Origin of the sequence: Mycobacterium sp. 1245805.9, from assembly GCF_001672915.1 — a bacterium.
Lineage (GTDB): Bacteria > Actinomycetota > Actinomycetes > Mycobacteriales > Mycobacteriaceae > Mycobacterium.
On sequence record NZ_LZKR01000004.1, the window covers coordinates 188,315 to 202,553 of the forward strand.

The window sequence follows — 14,239 nt, forward strand, 5'->3', positions numbered from 1 at the left end:
TGTCCTACTTCAGGGCCGGCCCGCCCGGGCCCGGTGCATCATCGATATGAAATAGGCCGTCGCCCAAGGCGGGTACGCTGTCGTTCCATGAGGTTAAAGGCGAGAGCGCCCGTCTCGGCGCGATTCGTTGCCGCCGGGCTGCTGCTTGCGGGCTGGGCGGCATCGGCGGGGGTCGCCGGCGCCGATCCGGAGCCGACACCGCCGCCGGCGCCGGGGCCGGGGCCGAAGACGACGATCGACCACGACGGCACCTACGCGGTGGGGAGCGACATCGCGCCGGGCATCTACAGCTCGGCCGGGCCCGTCGGCAACGGCACCTGCTACTGGAAGCGGACGAGCAACCCCGACGGCAACCTCGTCGACAACGCCATGAGCAAGAAGCCGCAGGTCGTGCAGATCGACCCGGGCGACAAGTCGTTCAAGACGACGGGTTGCCAGCCCTGGCAGCTGACCCCCGACGCCGCGGTGCCTCCCAGCGCACCGCCCGCCGGTGTGCAGGGCACTCTCGGCATCCTCAACGGGCTGCTCGGCGGCCAGAACGGCCAGCAACCCCCCCATTCCTGACGGAAGCTCGCGGCCATTGGCAAGTGATGCGGGTGACCCGCAGCGGATCGTCGTCGTCGGCGCCGGCGTCAGCGGCTTGACGTCGGCCATCTGCCTGGCCGAAGCGGGCTGGCCGGTGCGGGTGTGGGCGGCCGCGATGCCGCGACAGACCACCTCGGCGGTGGCCGGCGCGGTGTGGGCTCCCCCGCGACCCGCCGAACGCGCCGCGGCGACCCTGGGTTGGAGCGAGCACTCCCTGCGGGTGTTCCGCGAACTGGCCGACGATCCCCGCACCGGCGTTCGCATGGCACCGGCGCTGGCCGTCGGGGAATTCATCGGCGCCGAGGCGGCCTCGCCGGCGGCCAAGCTCATCCCGGACCTGCGGCCGGCCGACCCGGCCGACGTCCCGGCGGGCTTCGGCGCCGGCTTCCGCGCCACCATGCCGATGATCGACATGCCGCAATACCTCGACTACCTGACCCGGCGCCTGGCCGCGGCCGGCTGTGAAATCGAGGCGCGCCCGGTCGGGTCGTTGGCCGAGGCCGCCGACGCGGCGCCGATCGTCGTCAACTGCGCCGGGCTCGGCGCGAAAACGCTGACCGGCGACGACACCGTGCGGCCCCTGTTCGGCCAGCACGTCGTCCTGGCCAATCCCGGTCTGCGGCAACTGTTTATCGAGCTGAACGAGGCGCCCGAGTGGACCTGCTTCTTCCCGCACCCGCAGCGGGTGGTGTGCGGCGGCATCAGCATCGCCGACCGCTGGGACACCACCGCGGACCCTGACGTGACCGACCGCATCCTGCAACGGTGCCGCCGGATCGAGCCACGCCTCGGTGACGCCGAAGTGATCGAGACGATTACCGCGCTCCGTCCGCACCGGCCGTCGGTGCGAGTGGAAGTCGAACCGCTCGGGCGGGCTTCGGGAAAAGCGCTGTGCATCCACAACTACGGCCACGGCGGCAACGGCGTGACCCTGTCGTGGGGTTGCGCCCGCGACGTGGTGCGTCTGGTCGACGGAGTTGCGCGGTGAGCATCGACTACCGGCTGGACGACCACGTCGCCACCATCACGATCAACCGTCCCGAGACGCGAAACTCGTTGGATATGGCGCACTTTCGTGACTTGGCCCGCGCGTGGGCGGCGTTCCGCGACGACGAAGCGGCCTGGGTCGCGGTGGTCACCGGCGTCGGCCGGGACTTCTGCACGGGCGCCGACCTGAAGAAATTCATCCCCGAACTCACCGGTGACCTGCCCCGGCCCGACGGGTGGAACAAGGACGACGCCATCCACGCGGTCCTGCATCGGTTCCCGGTGTACAAGCCGATCGTCGCGGCCGTGAACGGGACGTGCGTCGCGGGTGGGTTCGAGATGCTGACCTCCACCGACATTCGCGTCGCCGTCCCCGAGGCGCGCTTCGCGGTGATGGAGCCCAAGCGCGGTCTGTTCGCCGGGGGCGGGACCACCGTTCGGCTGCCGCGGCAGATGCCCTACCCGCTGGCGATGGAGCTGCTGCTGACGGCCGACATGGTGGACGCGGAGCGCGCCCTGGAAATGGGACTGCTCAACCGGGTGGTCCGGGCGGACCAACTGATGGACACCGCCTACGACTTCGCCGAGCGCATCGCTGCCAACGCGCCGCTGGCGGTCTTCGCGACGAAGCAATCGGCCGTCGAAGGCTTGGCGCTCGACCTCCATTCGGCTTACGACAACGAAACACGGCACAGCGACCGGGTTTTCGAGACCGAGGACGCCAAGGAAGGGCCGCGCGCGTTCGCCGAGAAGCGGCCGCCGCGCTGGCGGGCCCGCTGAACCTCAGGCGCGCGTGACGTCGCGAATCACCAGGGACAGCACCCAGCTCACGATCGACAGCAGGATGGCGGCCCAGATCGCCGTCCACCAGAAATGGTCTATCTGCAGCCCCCAGTGGGTGGTGTGCGCGGTAATCCACGCGGTGATCCACAACATCAACGCGTTGATCACGATATGGAAGAGCCCGAGGGTCAGGATGTACAGCGGGATCGACAGGAGCTGAACGACGGGCTTGATGAACGCGTTGACCAGACCGAAGATCACCGCGACGACGAAGATGATGCCGACCGTCTGCAAAGTGGTGCTGCCGCCGACGAATCTCATTCCGTGCATGAACAGGGTGACGATCCACATTGCGATACCGGTCAGCGCGGCGCGAAGCAGGAATGGTCCCATGCGGGAGATCCTGCCACCCCGGGGGCGGTTTAGTTCAGGTTGTAGAACCGCTGCGCGTTGAGCCCGCCGATCTTTTCGCGCGCCTCCTCGCTGATGTCGGCGCGGGTGCGCAGGTGCTTGGTGCTCTCCGGCCATTCGCCGTCCCAGTGCGGGTAGTCGCTGGCGAACATGATGAAGTCGGCGCCGAGCACGTCGATCACGCCGGGCAGGATCGGTTCCTCCGGCTCGCAGGTCACGAAGATGTTGCCGGCGGCCAGGTACTCGTGCGGATCGCGGCGCCAGCCGCGCTCGACCCAATCCCCCCGCTTCTCGTAATGCTCATGCAGGCGATCGATGAAGAACGGGACCCACCCCGCGCCCGCCTCGAGGAAGGCGACCCGCAACTGCGGATGCCGCTCGAAGACGCCGCCGGAGACCATCGCGGTCATCGCCGTCATCTGGTCGAAGGGAAAGCTGATGCAGTGCACCTGAATGTAATTGGTGAAGCGGTCCACACCGATCTTCGGCAGGTGAATGCCCGGAGCGCCGTGAACGCCGAGCGGCATCTGAAGCTCGACGGCGGCGGCATAGAACGGATCGAGGTCGGGGTGGTCGAGGTTGCGGGTCTTGAGCGCCGGCGGCACGAGCGTCGCCACCAGCCCGAGCTCCTTGGCTTCGGTCATGACGTCGATGGCGGCCTGGCCGTGTTCGATCGGGGTGACGGCGACGCCGAGCAACCGGCCTTTCGAGGACGCGCAGTAATCTGCGATCCACTGGTTGTAGAGCCGCGAGAATCCCGCGGCGAATTCCGGATCCTCGAGGCTGGGCGCGCACAGCCCCATGCTCGGATACAGCACCATCGTGTCGATGTGATCGCGATCGGCGTCGCCCAGCACGCCCTCGGGTGTGCGGCAATTGATGTCGGGTGCCTTGCTGATCCCGTGTTCGGGCGGGCAACCCGCGCCCGGGCCCTCGTCCTCCGGGTAATTGCGGCCCTCGAACACCAACCGCAGCCGCCCGTCCGTGCTGGGCCTGACGTGGTCGGGCCAGCGTTTGATCGCTTCGATCGCCAGCGAGGAGTTCTCGGCGACGTGTCCATCGGCGTCGATGATTCGCATGTATCCGGAACTTACTCTCGCGCATCGCCGCCCGGTACTGCAACGATGCTCAGGTGACCACACAACCTTCTCGACAGAAGTTGACGGCCGATCAGCGGAATTCGTTCGTCGCGGCGCTGCTGGGCTGGACGATGGACGCCTTCGACTACTTCATCGTCGTGCTCGTCTACGCAGACATCGCCAAGACGTTCCACATCAGCAAGGCGGAGGTCGCGTTCGTCACGACGGCGACCCTGATCATGCGCCCGGTCGGCGCGCTGCTGTTCGGGCTGTGGGCGGACCGCGTCGGGCGGCGGCTCCCGCTGATGGTCGACGTGATGTTCTACTCGGTGGTCGGGTTCCTGTGCGCGTTCGCGCCCAATTTCACCGTCCTGGTGATCCTGCGACTGCTGTACGGCATCGGCATGGGCGGCGAGTGGGGGCTGGGGGCCGCGCTGGCCATGGAGAAGGTTCCGGTGGAGCGGCGCGGGTTCTTTTCCGGGCTACTGCAGGAGGGCTACGCGTTCGGCTATCTGCTGGCTAGCGTCGCGTCGCTGCTGGTGATGAACTGGCTCGGGCTGTCATGGCGCTGGCTGTTCGCCTTGAGCATCATCCCGGCACTGATCAGCCTCATCATCCGATACCGGGTGGAGGAGTCCGAGGTCTGGGAGGCCGCGCAGGACCGGATGCGCCTCACCAGCACCAGGATCCGCGACGTGCTGCGCAGTGGGGCGATCATCCGCCGGTTCTTCTACCTGGTGCTGCTGATGACCGCCTTCAACTGGATGAGCCACGGCACCCAGGACGTCTACCCCACCTTCCTGGGTGCCACGGGCAATCATGGTGCGGGCCTGTCCAGCGTGACCGTCAAGTGGATCGTCATCGCCTACAACGTCGGCGCCATCATCGGCGGCCTGTTCTTCGGCACCATGTCGCAGCGGTTCGGCCGCCGCTACACGATCATCTTCTGCGCGTTGTTGGGCCTGCCGATCGTGCCGCTGTTCGCCTACTCGCACACCGCGGCGATGCTCTGCCTCGGCTCGTTTCTGATGCAGCTCTGCGTGCAGGGCGCGTGGGGCGTCATTCCCGCTCATCTCACCGAGATGTCCCCGGACGCCATCCGCGGCCTGTACCCCGGCGTGACCTACCAGCTGGGGAACCTGCTGGCCGCGTTCAACCTGCCCATTCAGGAACGCCTGGCCGAGTCGCACGGCTATCCTTTCGCGCTGGCCGCGACGATCGTGCCGGTGCTGATCGCCGTGGCCTTCCTCACGCTAATCGGCAAGGACGCCACGGGGATTCGCTTCGGCACCGCCGAAACCGCCTTCATCCCATCCGAAATGACGTGAGCCTATTCGGCGCCGCCGAGCAGGCGTAGCAGCAGGTGCATCGCCACCGTCGTCGACCGCTCGCGCACGTCGGAGCGGTTGCCGGGCAGCCGCAGCGTCCTCGTATCGGTGCGGCCATCCGCGAGCATCACGGTGAAACAGACTGTGCCGACAGGCTTTTCCGGTGTTCCCCCGCCCGGGCCGGCGATCCCGGTGATCGCGACGGCGGTGTCGGCACCGAAGCGCTTGAGCGCGCCCTGTGCCATCGCCTCGGCCACCGGTTCGGACACCGCGCCGTGCTTCTCGATCAGGTCGGGGTCGACGCCGAGCAGGTTCGCCTTCGCGTCGTTGGAGTACGACACCACGCCTCCCGCTACGTAGTCGGAGGAACCGGCCCGATCGGTCAGCCGCGCCGCCAAGAGTCCCGCGGTGCAGGACTCCGCCGTCGCTATCCAACGGCCTTGCAGCAACCGCGCCACCAGGTCGTCCACCCGTGAGCCGTCTTCGGAGTAGATCTGCCGCCCGTGCCGCTCGCGCAGCGTCTCGGTGAGGCGCGCATAGACGTCCGCGGCGTCCGGCTCGTAGCGCGTGACCATCTCGATCTCGCCGCGGCGCAAGCAGGTGGTGATCTCCAGGCGGTCAAAACCCGGCACGGATTTCTCGGCGTCGCGCAGTGTTTCGGCCAGCCCCGACTCGGGCAGCCCGAACATCCGGATCGTCTCCTGCCGGTAGGTCGTTCGGCCGGCGATCGCCTCCTGCGCGGCGGGCGTCTCAATCGCCGTGTGCCACATGGGCTGAAGCTCGCGCGGTGGTCCCGGAAGCACAATGACCGCGGGCTTGCCGGGCACCACCACACCCGGCGCCGTGCCAACCGGGTCCAGCACCTGTGCACCTTCGGGGACCATCGCCTGTTTGCGGTTGGCGGCCCGGATGGAGTCGAAAGTGCCGGGGTCAAGAGCGGATTGGAATGCCGGATTGCGGCCCATCAGTTTCTTGAGGATCTCGGCGATCTTGTCCTCGACCTCGGCGTCGAGGACCAGCTCGCGGCCACAGAAGCGCGCCACCACCTCGACGGTCATGTCGTCGGCCGTCGGGCCGAGCCCGCCGCTGGTGACGATCAGGTCCACGCCCTGGTCGGCCATGAAACGCAGCTGAGCCTCGATGTCGGCCGGCCGGTCGCCGCAGATTGTGATGTGCGCCAGCTCGACGCCCAGTTCGAGCAGGCGGTCGGCGATCCAGGGGCCGTTCGCGTCTTGGACGCGCCCGGTGAGGACTTCGGTTCCGGTGACGACGATCCCTGCGCGTGCGCTCACCGGCATGAGCCTACTGGCGTGTCTTCGGCCGGTTGACTGAACTAGCCTGAGGCCGTGGCCGGGACGTCTGCGGCACCGCGGATTCGCTACGCCAAATGCGGTGATATCGACATCGCCTACCAGGTCTTCGGGGAAGGCCCGGTGGATCTGGTCTTGCTCGCCGGACCATCGATACCGATCGACTCCATCGACGCCGAGCCCTCGCTGTACCGCTTCTACCGGCGTCTGGCGTCGTTCAGCCGCGTGATCCGCTTCGATTTTCGCGGAATGGGTCTGTCGTCGCGGGTGCCGTCGCTGGAGATGATCGGTCCCAGGTTCTGGGCCGAGGACGCGATCGCGGTGATGGATGCCGTCGGCTGCGGGCAGGCGGCCGTCCTCGCGACGAGCTACAACGCGATGAGCGGGCTGGTGCTTGCCGCCGACTACCCCGGCCGCGTGCGCAGCCTGGTGATCGTCAACGGCACGGCGCGTGTCTCGTGGGCACCCGACTACCCGATCGGTTCGAGGCCGAGCGCAACCGACCCCTACACGACGGTCGCAATGGAGACGGATGCGGTTGAGCAAGGCTTCGACGTGCTCGCGTCCGTCGCGCCGAGCGTCGCCCGCGATGACGCGTTTCGGACATGGTGGGACGTCGCCGGCAACCGCGCCGCGTCGCCGAGCATGGCGCGCGCCGTCAGCAAAGTCGTCACCGAGAGCGACGTACGCGACACACTCCCCCGCATCGGCGCGAAAACGCTTATCCTGCATCGGGATCGCGTCCAATTCATCTCGGCGGACAATGGTCGTTACCTTGCGCAGCACATCGCCGGCTCACGCTATGTCGCACTGCCGGGCGAAGATTCGCTGTACTGGGTCGGTGACGCCGGGCCGATGCTCGGGGAAATCGAGGAGTTCATCACCGGTGTTCGCGGCGGCTCCGACAGCGAGCGCGTGCTCACCACGATCGTGTTCACCGACATCGTCGGCGGTACCCAGCGCGCCGCCGAACTCGGCGACCAACGATGGCGAGACCTGCTCGACCGGCACGACACCATGGTCCGCCGGGAAATCAGGCGGTTCGGTGGGACCGAAAGAAACAGGGCCGGCGACGGATTCCTCGCGACGTTTGTGAGTCCCAGTGCCGCAATATCTTTTGCCGACGCCATCGTCGATGCGGTGCGTGTGCTCGGCGTCGAGCTGCGGGTCGGCATTCACGCGGGTGAGATCGAGGTTCGTGGCAACGACATCGCCGGATTGTCGGTGCACATCGGTGCGCGCGTTTCGGCGCTGGCCGGACCGAGCGAGGTGCTGGTGTCCTCGACGTTGCGCGACATCGTCGCCGGTTCTGGGCGCGCCTTCGCAGCGCGCGGTGAGTATGAGCTCAAAGGCGTGCCGGACGTGTGGCGGCTCTACGCGTTGGTCCGCGAGAAGGCGACCACCAGGCGCTAGTCGCCAGGTGCGCCGGGCTGGCCGGGTTGGCCGGGCTGCCCCGGTTGCCCGGGCTGGCCAGGTTGCCCCGGTTGCCCGGGCTGGCCACCGGGTCCGGGTGCGCCACCGGCGCCGCCCTCGCCGGGGGCCCCGCCAGCGCCGCCATCGCCCCCCCGGCCCCGCCGACCTGATCGGCCATGACTGCCTCCTGTGGGCCCCGACTTTCGCGCCCGTCGCGTCAACCTATCCCAAAACAGCGCGACAATGAGCCGATGATCGAGTTAGAGGTAGTGCAGGCCGACGTGACCAAGCTCGAGGTCGACGCGATCACCAACGCGGCCAACACCCAACTGCGGCACGGCGGCGGTGTCGCCGCGGCCATCTCCCGCGCGGGTGGGCCGGCGGTGCAGCGGGAGTCGACCGAGAAGGCGCCGATCGGGCTCGGCGAAGCGGTCGAAACCACCGCGGGCGACATGCCGGCGCGCTACGTGATCCACGCGGCGACGATGGAACTCGGCGGCCCGACCTCCGCCGACATCATCACCCGCGCCACCGATTCCACGCTGCGCAAGGCCGACGAACTCGGCTGCCGATCCCTGGCCCTGGTGGCCTTCGGCACCGGCGTCGGCGGCTTCCCGCTCGAGGACGCGGCGCGGCTGATGGTCGACGCCGTCCGCAAGCACCGGGCGAGCTCGCTGCAGAAGGTGATCTTCGCCGTCCACGGCGACGCGGCCGAGCGGGCGTTTCGGGACGCGGTGCAGGCTTAGTCGTCGGCCAGATAGCGCTCGACGGTGGCCACCTTCTGCGTCATCGCGTCGTGGGCGCCGGCCCGCCAGTCCGCCTTGATCACCGTGCTGACCCGGGGCGCGCGGGCCGCAACCGCCTCGACGGCGCGCTGCACGACGGCCATCACTTCCCCCCAGCTGTCGCCCTCGATCACGGTGAACATGGAGTCGGTCTTGTTGGGCAGGCCGGACTCGCGAACCACGCGAACCGCGTCGGCAACGATCTCGCCGACGCCCTCCCCGACGCCCAGCGGGGTGACCGAAAACGCGACGAGCACGGACACGTGACGAGCCTACTCGGCCTTTTCGGGGCCGGCCTGGCAGCATCGAGGGCCATGCGGGTTCTCGTGCAACGGGTGTCGTCGGCGTCGGTGTCGGTCGACGGCCGAGTCGTGGGAGCCGTCCGGCCGGACGGTCAGGGACTGCTGGCGTTCGTCGGTGTCACGCACAACGACGGTCCCGACAAGGCGCGGCGGCTCGCCGAAAAGCTCTGGTATCTGCGCATTCTCGCCGACGAACGGTCCGCGGCCGATGTCAATGCGCCGATCTTGGTGGTCAGCCAGTTCACCCTGTACGCCGACACCGCGAAGGGCCGGCGCCCGTCGTGGAACGCGGCCGCGCCCGCCGAGGTCGCCGAACCGCTGGTGACGGCGTTCGCGAAGGCGTTGCAAGCGCTGGGCGCCGAGGTGCAGACCGGTGTGTTCGGCGCGCACATGCACGTCGAATTGGTGAACGACGGCCCGGTTACCGTGATGTTGGAACTTTAATGAGGCCCCGCCGGGAGGGATGACTGAACTATGAGCACGACGCCTGAGTTTGGGTCGCTTCGTTCCGACGACGACCAGTGGGACATCGTCAGCGGCGTGGGCTACACCGCGCTGCTGGTGGCGGGATGGCGCGCGCTGCACGCCGTGAGCCGCCAGCCGCTGGTCCGAGACGACTACGCGAAGGCATTCATCGCCGCCTCGCAGGACCCGTATCTGGCGGGCGTGCTCGCCAATCCGGGAACCTCCGAGGACGAGACGGCCTTTCCCCGCCTCTACGGCGTGCAAACCCGGTTCTTCGACGACTTCTTCACCTCCGCGGGAGACGCGGGCATCCGGCAAGCGGTGATCGTGGCCGCCGGATTGGATTCGCGCGCGTATCGCCTCGAATGGCCAGATGGCACAACGGTTTTCGAGGTCGATCTGCCGAAGGTCCTGGAATTCAAGGCCCGCGTCCTCGGCGAGCAGGGTGCCATGCCCAAGGCCCGCAGGATCGAGGTCGGCGCCGACCTGCGCACCGACTGGTCGCGCCGACTGGAGGAGGCCGGCTTCGACACGGAGACGCCCAGCGCCTGGTCGGTGGAGGGAGTGCTGCCCTACCTCACCGACGAGGCCCAGAACGCGCTCTTCACCCGCATCAGCGGGCTCAGCGCGCCCGGCAGCCGAATCGCCATCGGCGCCTTGGGATCGCGGCTGGACCGCCAGCAGCTCGCCGCCCTGGAGGCCGACCATCCCGGGGTCAACATGTCCGGCGACGTCGACTTCTCCGCCCTCACCTACGAACCCAAGTCTGACCCGTCGGACTGGCTGGTCGCGCACGGCTGGGCCGTCGAACCGGTCCGCAACACGCTGGACCTGCAGGCCGGCTACGGACTGACCCCGCCGGAGGTCGACGTCAAGATCGACGCTTTCATGCACTCGCAATACATCACGGCGACGCGCTCCGCGTGAGCCGCGATCAAGGCGTCAGCAGGACCTTCACCTCGTCGCCCGACCGCGCCTCGGCCGTCGCGTAGCCTTTGGCCGCCTCGTCCAACGGCAGTGTGGTGGTGAAGATTCCGTCGACGTCGAGCCGGCCGGACCGCAGCAGCGGGATCAGCTCCGGCCAGGTCCGCTGGACCGGCGCCGTGGTCATCCGAAGCGTGATGCTGCGAATCAGGCAGCCCAGCGCGTTGAGCGGAAACGGATTCATATCGTGCACGCCCACCACCGAGACGGTGCCTCCCGCCCGTACCGCATTGAGCGCGTCGGTCAGGGACGCGTCCGTGGCGACGGCGTCGATCACCGCGTCGGCGCCGCGACCGCCCGTCGCCGCCAGGATCGCTTCCACCGCCGGCGCTTTGATCGGCGTGGCCCCCCACCGAGCGGCGCGATCGAGCCGGCCGTCGACCTGGTCGACGGCGAATACCGTTGCCGCGCCTTGGAAAAGCGCGCTGCGCAGCGAGCACAACCCCACCGCGCCCAGGCCGATCACGGCCACGGTGCCGCCGAACGGGATGTCGGCGCGCTGCGCGGCGGCCCAGCCGGTGGCGAGGTTGTCGGTCAAAAGCAGGGCCTGCTCGGTGCTGATGCCCTCGGGCGTCCGCAGCAGCTGAAAATCGGCGGCGGGCACGGCGAGTAGATCGGCTTGCGCACCGCCGAGCAGACCGCCGCCGAAGATCTGAAACCCGGAGTGGCACATGACCGGATCGCGTGTGGCGCACCCGGGGCAGCGCCCGCAGCCGGTCACCGAGGAGACCATGACCTGGTCGCCGGCCTTGACCGTGCGCACCTCCGGTCCGACCTCCACGACGGTGCCGACGGCCTCGTGTCCGAGCGCAATCGGATCGGGCATCGGGAAATCGGCCTCGTAGAAGTGCAGATCGGATCCGCAGATGCCGGCGGCGGTGACCTCGACGATGGCGCCGTCTGGGCCCGGGAGCGCGGGATCGGGGCGGGTCTCCACCCGGATGTTGCGGGGACCGTCGATGACTACCGTGCGCATGGTTGTGTGCTCACTTTCCCTGTCGCACTCACTCTTTTTCTCGCACAAGAAATTGTGACCAATCGGGCTCGCGCACCGCGGCCCAGTACTCGTTGAGTCGCCACGGGCTCACGGTGTGGATCTCGCCGTCGGCGTTCTTGAAGTACGAGTGTTTGACCGCCGGGTGCGACCAGACCATCTTCTTGATCTGCGTCTGTGTCCGTTCGTGCCATGCGGTGGCGGCTTCGGGCTTCGGCTCGATCGAGTGCAGCTTCTGCTCGGCCAGCCGCCTGAGGCACTGGTCGACGTAGCGCATCTGCAGCTCCGACTGGAAGATCAGGCTGCCCCCGTGGGCGAGATGGGTTCCGGGTCCGTAGACGATGAAGAAGTTCGGGAATCCCGGCACCGTGATGCCCAGGTAGGCATACGGGCGGCTCCCCCACATTTCGTGCAGTTCAATCCCGTTGCGCCCCCGCACCTTCAGCGGCCACAGCACATCGGTGTGCCGGAATCCGGTGGCGTAGACGATCACGTCCGCGTCGTACGCCGCGCCGTCCTCGGTGACGACGCCGTGCGCCGTGATCTGCCGGATCGGTGTGCGCACCAACTCGACGTTGTCCCGTTGCAGCGTCCGCAGCCAGCTGCCGTTGTCCTGCAGGGTCCGCTTGCCCGTGGCGGGGTAGTCGGGCAGCACCTTGTCCAGCAGCTCGTGACTATCGCCGACCTGGCTGGTGATCCACTGCGAGAACATCATTCGCGCGGCCGCGTTGATGTCGCTGACGGCGTAGTCCTGATCGGCGTAGTTCGGATCGCCCTCCGCGGCGTCCAGGCCCTTGTCGGCGCCGGGCCACAGCACGAGAAACCGATACCACCGTCCGTAGAACGGCAGGTGGCGCATCGCCCAGCGCACGCCGTCGCCGACCTCGTCGTGATACATGGTGTTCGGGAACATCCATTGCGCCGTCCGCTGGAACACCGTCAGGTTCTCGACTTGGTCGGCGATCGCGGGCGCGATTTGAAATCCGCTGGCGCCGGCCCCGATCAGCGCGACGCGCTTGCCCGTCAGGTCGACCGAGTGGTCCCAGGCGGCGGAGTGAAACGACGGTCCCTCGAAGGTGTCGGCCCCCTCGAACTCGGGAAGATGGGGCCGGTTCAGCTGGCCGACGGCGGTGATGACGGCCCTCGCGGTGAGCGTGCTCGTGTCACCGTCGGCGCCGCGCACTGTGACGCTCCAGACGCCGTCGCCGTCGTCCCACTCGGCCGCGAGGACCTCGGTGTTCCACCGGATGTGCTCGGCCAGGTCGTGCTTGTTCATCACCGCGGTGAAATAGTCCTGCAGCTCGTGCTGCTCGGCGAAGAAGTGAGTCCAGTCGTTGTTGGGTTCGAAGCTGTAGCAATAGAAATGGTTTGCCACGTCGACGCGGGCGCCGGGATAGCTGTTCTCCCACCATGTTCCGCCCGGGCCGGCGTTCTTTTCTACGATGGTGAACGGGATGTTGGCCTGTTTCAGGCGGATTCCGGCCAGAATGCCGGACTCGCCGCACCCGACCACCACGACGGGGAGCTCGGCGGCGGATTCGGCGGGCAGGGCGGCGGGACGGCGGGGGTCGACGCCCTCGAGGTCCATCTCCTCCAGGATCAGCGGCAGGTACTCGTCGTTCACGTGTTCACAGGCGGCCCAGTCCATCATCTCCCGAATGAGCTCGAGGCTCAGCGGCTCGGGCTCCGGGCAACCGCGGTCCCGGTAGTCGGTGATCACCGGCAGCGCCGCCGCGCGGGCCCGGGCCTTGTCCTCCTCCGACATGAACCCCTGGACCTCGTTGAGGAAGATCCCCATGGGCTTGAAGTCGCGGATGAAACGAGGATCGCCGGTGATGTGGACGAGCGACAGCAGCAGCGTCGGGATGCTGACATCCTCGAGCGCGGCCGCGATTTCGGCCGTCGAGGTGGCGAACGGACGGCCGGCGTAACGGCTGCGCATCAAGCCGATTCCTTCCGATAGACGGGGCGCCACCAATTACGCTACGCACAGTTTCGTAATTGGCAGCACCACGCTACCGTGTGACGCCGAAGACGATCAAGAGCCGCTACGGGTCGTGGTCGGTGTCGCGGAGCATCCGTTCGGGGTGGTGGAAGGAGTTGGTTCGGGGTTGTCCGTGGTCGAGGTGGGGCGGGGGGATCCATTCGGTCTCGCCGTGGGTGTTGGTGCGGGTGGTCCAGCCTTGTTCGGCGAGCCGGTTGTCCGGCCCGCAGGCCAGGGTGAGGTCGTCGATGTCGGTGCGCCAGGTGGTGGCCCAGCCTTGGATGTGGTGGACCTGGCTGTGATAGGCCGGGGCGTCGCAGCCGGGTTTGGTGCAGCCGCGATCGCGGGCGTAGAGCATGATGCGTTGCGCGGGTGAGGCCAGCCGCTTGGTGTGGTAGAGCGCCAACGGCTTGGTGTCATCGAAGATGGCGAGGTAATGGTGGGCGTGGCCAGCCCAGCGGATCACATCCGACATGGGCACCAGGGTGCCGCCGCCGGTGAGGGCCTTGCCGGTGGCGGCCTCCAGCTCCTTGAGCGTCGTCGTTGCCACGATCGACACCGGTAGCCCGTTGTGGCTGCCCAGCTTGCCGGAGGAGAACAGGGCCCGCAGCGCGGCGAGGAAGGCGTCGTGGTTGCGCTGGGCCGTCGAGCGGGTGTCGCGGCGCACCGCGTCCTCATCGGGGGTGTCGTCAATGACAGGCGTGTCGTCGTCGGGGTTGGCCGCGCCGGGGGCGGCCAGCTTGGCCAGCAGGGCCTCGATGGCGGCGCGTAGTTCCGGGGTGATCAGGCCGCTGAGCCGTGACATGCCGTCGAAGTCCTGCTCGCCGAG

At 68.1% G+C, this 14,239-nt stretch carries 16 protein-coding genes; 9 read left to right on the forward strand and 7 right to left on the reverse strand.

From position 1 onward, the window contains the following. Positions 1-87 precede the first annotated feature (87 nt). The 3 genes from A9X00_RS01280 to A9X00_RS01290 are packed head-to-tail and all read left to right on the forward strand — an operon-like array spanning position 88 to position 2,352. Positions 88-564, forward strand: coding sequence for a hypothetical protein (locus A9X00_RS01280; protein WP_067148021.1), 477 nt, complete (start codon positions 88-90; stop codon positions 562-564). Positions 565-580: 16 nt separating this feature from the next. Further along, positions 581-1,573, forward strand: a complete 993-nt coding sequence (locus A9X00_RS01285) for an FAD-dependent oxidoreductase (protein ID WP_082974613.1) — start codon at positions 581-583, stop codon at positions 1,571-1,573. Beyond that, the gene (locus tag A9X00_RS01290) at positions 1,570-2,352 is read left to right on the forward strand and encodes an enoyl-CoA hydratase/isomerase family protein (RefSeq protein WP_067148023.1); all 783 of its coding nucleotides are present in this window, start codon (positions 1,570-1,572) and stop codon (positions 2,350-2,352) included. Before A9X00_RS01285 ends, A9X00_RS01290 begins: the two co-directional genes overlap by 4 nt. A 3-nt stretch (positions 2,353-2,355) precedes the next feature. Here A9X00_RS01290 and A9X00_RS01295 read toward each other — a convergent pair whose 3' ends face one another. Both A9X00_RS01295 and A9X00_RS01300 read right to left on the reverse strand, forming a co-directional pair. Then, positions 2,356-2,748, reverse strand: coding sequence for a phage holin family protein (locus A9X00_RS01295; RefSeq protein ID WP_067148027.1), 393 nt, complete (start codon positions 2,746-2,748; stop codon positions 2,356-2,358). A 29-nt stretch (positions 2,749-2,777) separates the two neighbouring features. Further along, entirely contained in the window at positions 2,778-3,845 is a 1,068-nt protein-coding gene (locus A9X00_RS01300; protein WP_067148030.1) for an amidohydrolase family protein, read from the reverse strand. Between the two features lie 53 nt (positions 3,846-3,898). On the opposite strand from A9X00_RS01300, the gene A9X00_RS01305 reads away from it, so the two are divergent. Further along, positions 3,899-5,173, forward strand: coding sequence for an MFS transporter (locus A9X00_RS01305; protein WP_197515010.1), 1,275 nt, complete (start codon positions 3,899-3,901; stop codon positions 5,171-5,173). A 2-nt stretch (positions 5,174-5,175) separates the two neighbouring features. Here A9X00_RS01305 and A9X00_RS01310 read toward each other — a convergent pair whose 3' ends face one another. Continuing rightward, positions 5,176-6,471, reverse strand: a complete 1,296-nt coding sequence (locus A9X00_RS01310) for a competence/damage-inducible protein A (RefSeq protein ID WP_067148035.1) — start codon at positions 6,469-6,471, stop codon at positions 5,176-5,178. Between the two features lie 48 nt (positions 6,472-6,519). Here A9X00_RS01310 and A9X00_RS01315 point away from each other — a divergent pair, with 48 nt between their 5' ends. From A9X00_RS01315 to A9X00_RS01320, 3 genes are all read left to right on the forward strand, one after another. Further along, entirely contained in the window at positions 6,520-7,896 is a 1,377-nt protein-coding gene (locus tag A9X00_RS01315; protein ID WP_067148037.1) for an adenylate/guanylate cyclase domain-containing protein, read from the forward strand. A 26-nt stretch (positions 7,897-7,922) separates the two neighbouring features. Next, positions 7,923-8,066, forward strand: a complete 144-nt coding sequence (locus A9X00_RS30440) for a hypothetical protein (RefSeq protein WP_156771873.1) — start codon at positions 7,923-7,925, stop codon at positions 8,064-8,066. Between the two features lie 81 nt (positions 8,067-8,147). After that, positions 8,148-8,642, forward strand: coding sequence for a macro domain-containing protein (locus A9X00_RS01320; protein WP_067148040.1), 495 nt, complete (start codon positions 8,148-8,150; stop codon positions 8,640-8,642). Here the strand turns inward: A9X00_RS01320 and A9X00_RS01325 are convergent. After that, positions 8,639-8,944: an MTH1187 family thiamine-binding protein gene (locus tag A9X00_RS01325; protein ID WP_067148043.1), complete on the reverse strand. Its 306-nt coding sequence runs from the start codon at positions 8,942-8,944 to the stop codon at positions 8,639-8,641. The two genes, A9X00_RS01320 and A9X00_RS01325, sit on opposite strands and share 4 nt — an antisense overlap. Before the next feature lie 51 nt (positions 8,945-8,995). Between A9X00_RS01325 and dtd the strand changes: the two genes are divergently transcribed. Continuing rightward, complete coding sequence (gene dtd / locus A9X00_RS01330; protein ID WP_067148046.1) at positions 8,996-9,427, forward strand: D-aminoacyl-tRNA deacylase; 432 nt, start codon at positions 8,996-8,998, stop codon at positions 9,425-9,427. A 30-nt stretch (positions 9,428-9,457) separates the two neighbouring features. Further along, positions 9,458-10,375: a class I SAM-dependent methyltransferase gene (locus A9X00_RS01335; RefSeq protein ID WP_067148050.1), complete on the forward strand. Its 918-nt coding sequence runs from the start codon at positions 9,458-9,460 to the stop codon at positions 10,373-10,375. Between the two features lie 7 nt (positions 10,376-10,382). Here A9X00_RS01335 and A9X00_RS01340 read toward each other — a convergent pair whose 3' ends face one another. From A9X00_RS01340 to A9X00_RS01350, 3 genes are all read right to left on the reverse strand, one after another. Next, positions 10,383-11,408 (reverse strand): alcohol dehydrogenase catalytic domain-containing protein, encoded by a 1,026-nt coding sequence (locus tag A9X00_RS01340; RefSeq protein WP_067148053.1) that lies wholly within the window; start codon positions 11,406-11,408, stop codon positions 10,383-10,385. A gap of 28 nt (positions 11,409-11,436) precedes the next feature. After that, positions 11,437-13,368, reverse strand: a complete 1,932-nt coding sequence (locus A9X00_RS01345; protein WP_067148056.1) for an NAD(P)/FAD-dependent oxidoreductase — start codon at positions 13,366-13,368, stop codon at positions 11,437-11,439. A 106-nt stretch (positions 13,369-13,474) separates the two neighbouring features. Beyond that, the coding region (locus A9X00_RS01350) for an HNH endonuclease signature motif containing protein (RefSeq protein ID WP_067148059.1) at positions 13,475-14,239 on the reverse strand (765 nt) is incomplete at its 5' end.

Excerpts from the sequence above, each read along its gene's own strand:
- A9X00_RS01280 (WP_067148021.1), top strand. The coding sequence starts at position 88 with ATGAGGTTAAAGGCGAGAGCGCCCGTCTCGGCGCGATTCGTTGCCGCC.
- A9X00_RS01295 (WP_067148027.1), bottom strand. The coding sequence starts at position 2,748 with ATGGGACCATTCCTGCTTCGCGCCGCGCTGACCGGTATCGCAATGTGG.
- A9X00_RS01300 (WP_067148030.1), bottom strand. The coding sequence starts at position 3,845 with ATGCGAATCATCGACGCCGATGGACACGTCGCCGAGAACTCCTCGCTG.
- A9X00_RS01310 (WP_067148035.1), bottom strand. The coding sequence starts at position 6,471 with ATGCCGGTGAGCGCACGCGCAGGGATCGTCGTCACCGGAACCGAAGTC.
- A9X00_RS01320 (WP_067148040.1), top strand. The coding sequence starts at position 8,148 with ATGATCGAGTTAGAGGTAGTGCAGGCCGACGTGACCAAGCTCGAGGTC.
- dtd (WP_067148046.1), top strand. The coding sequence starts at position 8,996 with ATGCGGGTTCTCGTGCAACGGGTGTCGTCGGCGTCGGTGTCGGTCGAC.
- A9X00_RS01335 (WP_067148050.1), top strand. The coding sequence starts at position 9,458 with ATGAGCACGACGCCTGAGTTTGGGTCGCTTCGTTCCGACGACGACCAG.
- A9X00_RS01340 (WP_067148053.1), bottom strand. The coding sequence starts at position 11,408 with ATGCGCACGGTAGTCATCGACGGTCCCCGCAACATCCGGGTGGAGACC.
- A9X00_RS01345 (WP_067148056.1), bottom strand. The coding sequence starts at position 13,368 with ATGCGCAGCCGTTACGCCGGCCGTCCGTTCGCCACCTCGACGGCCGAA.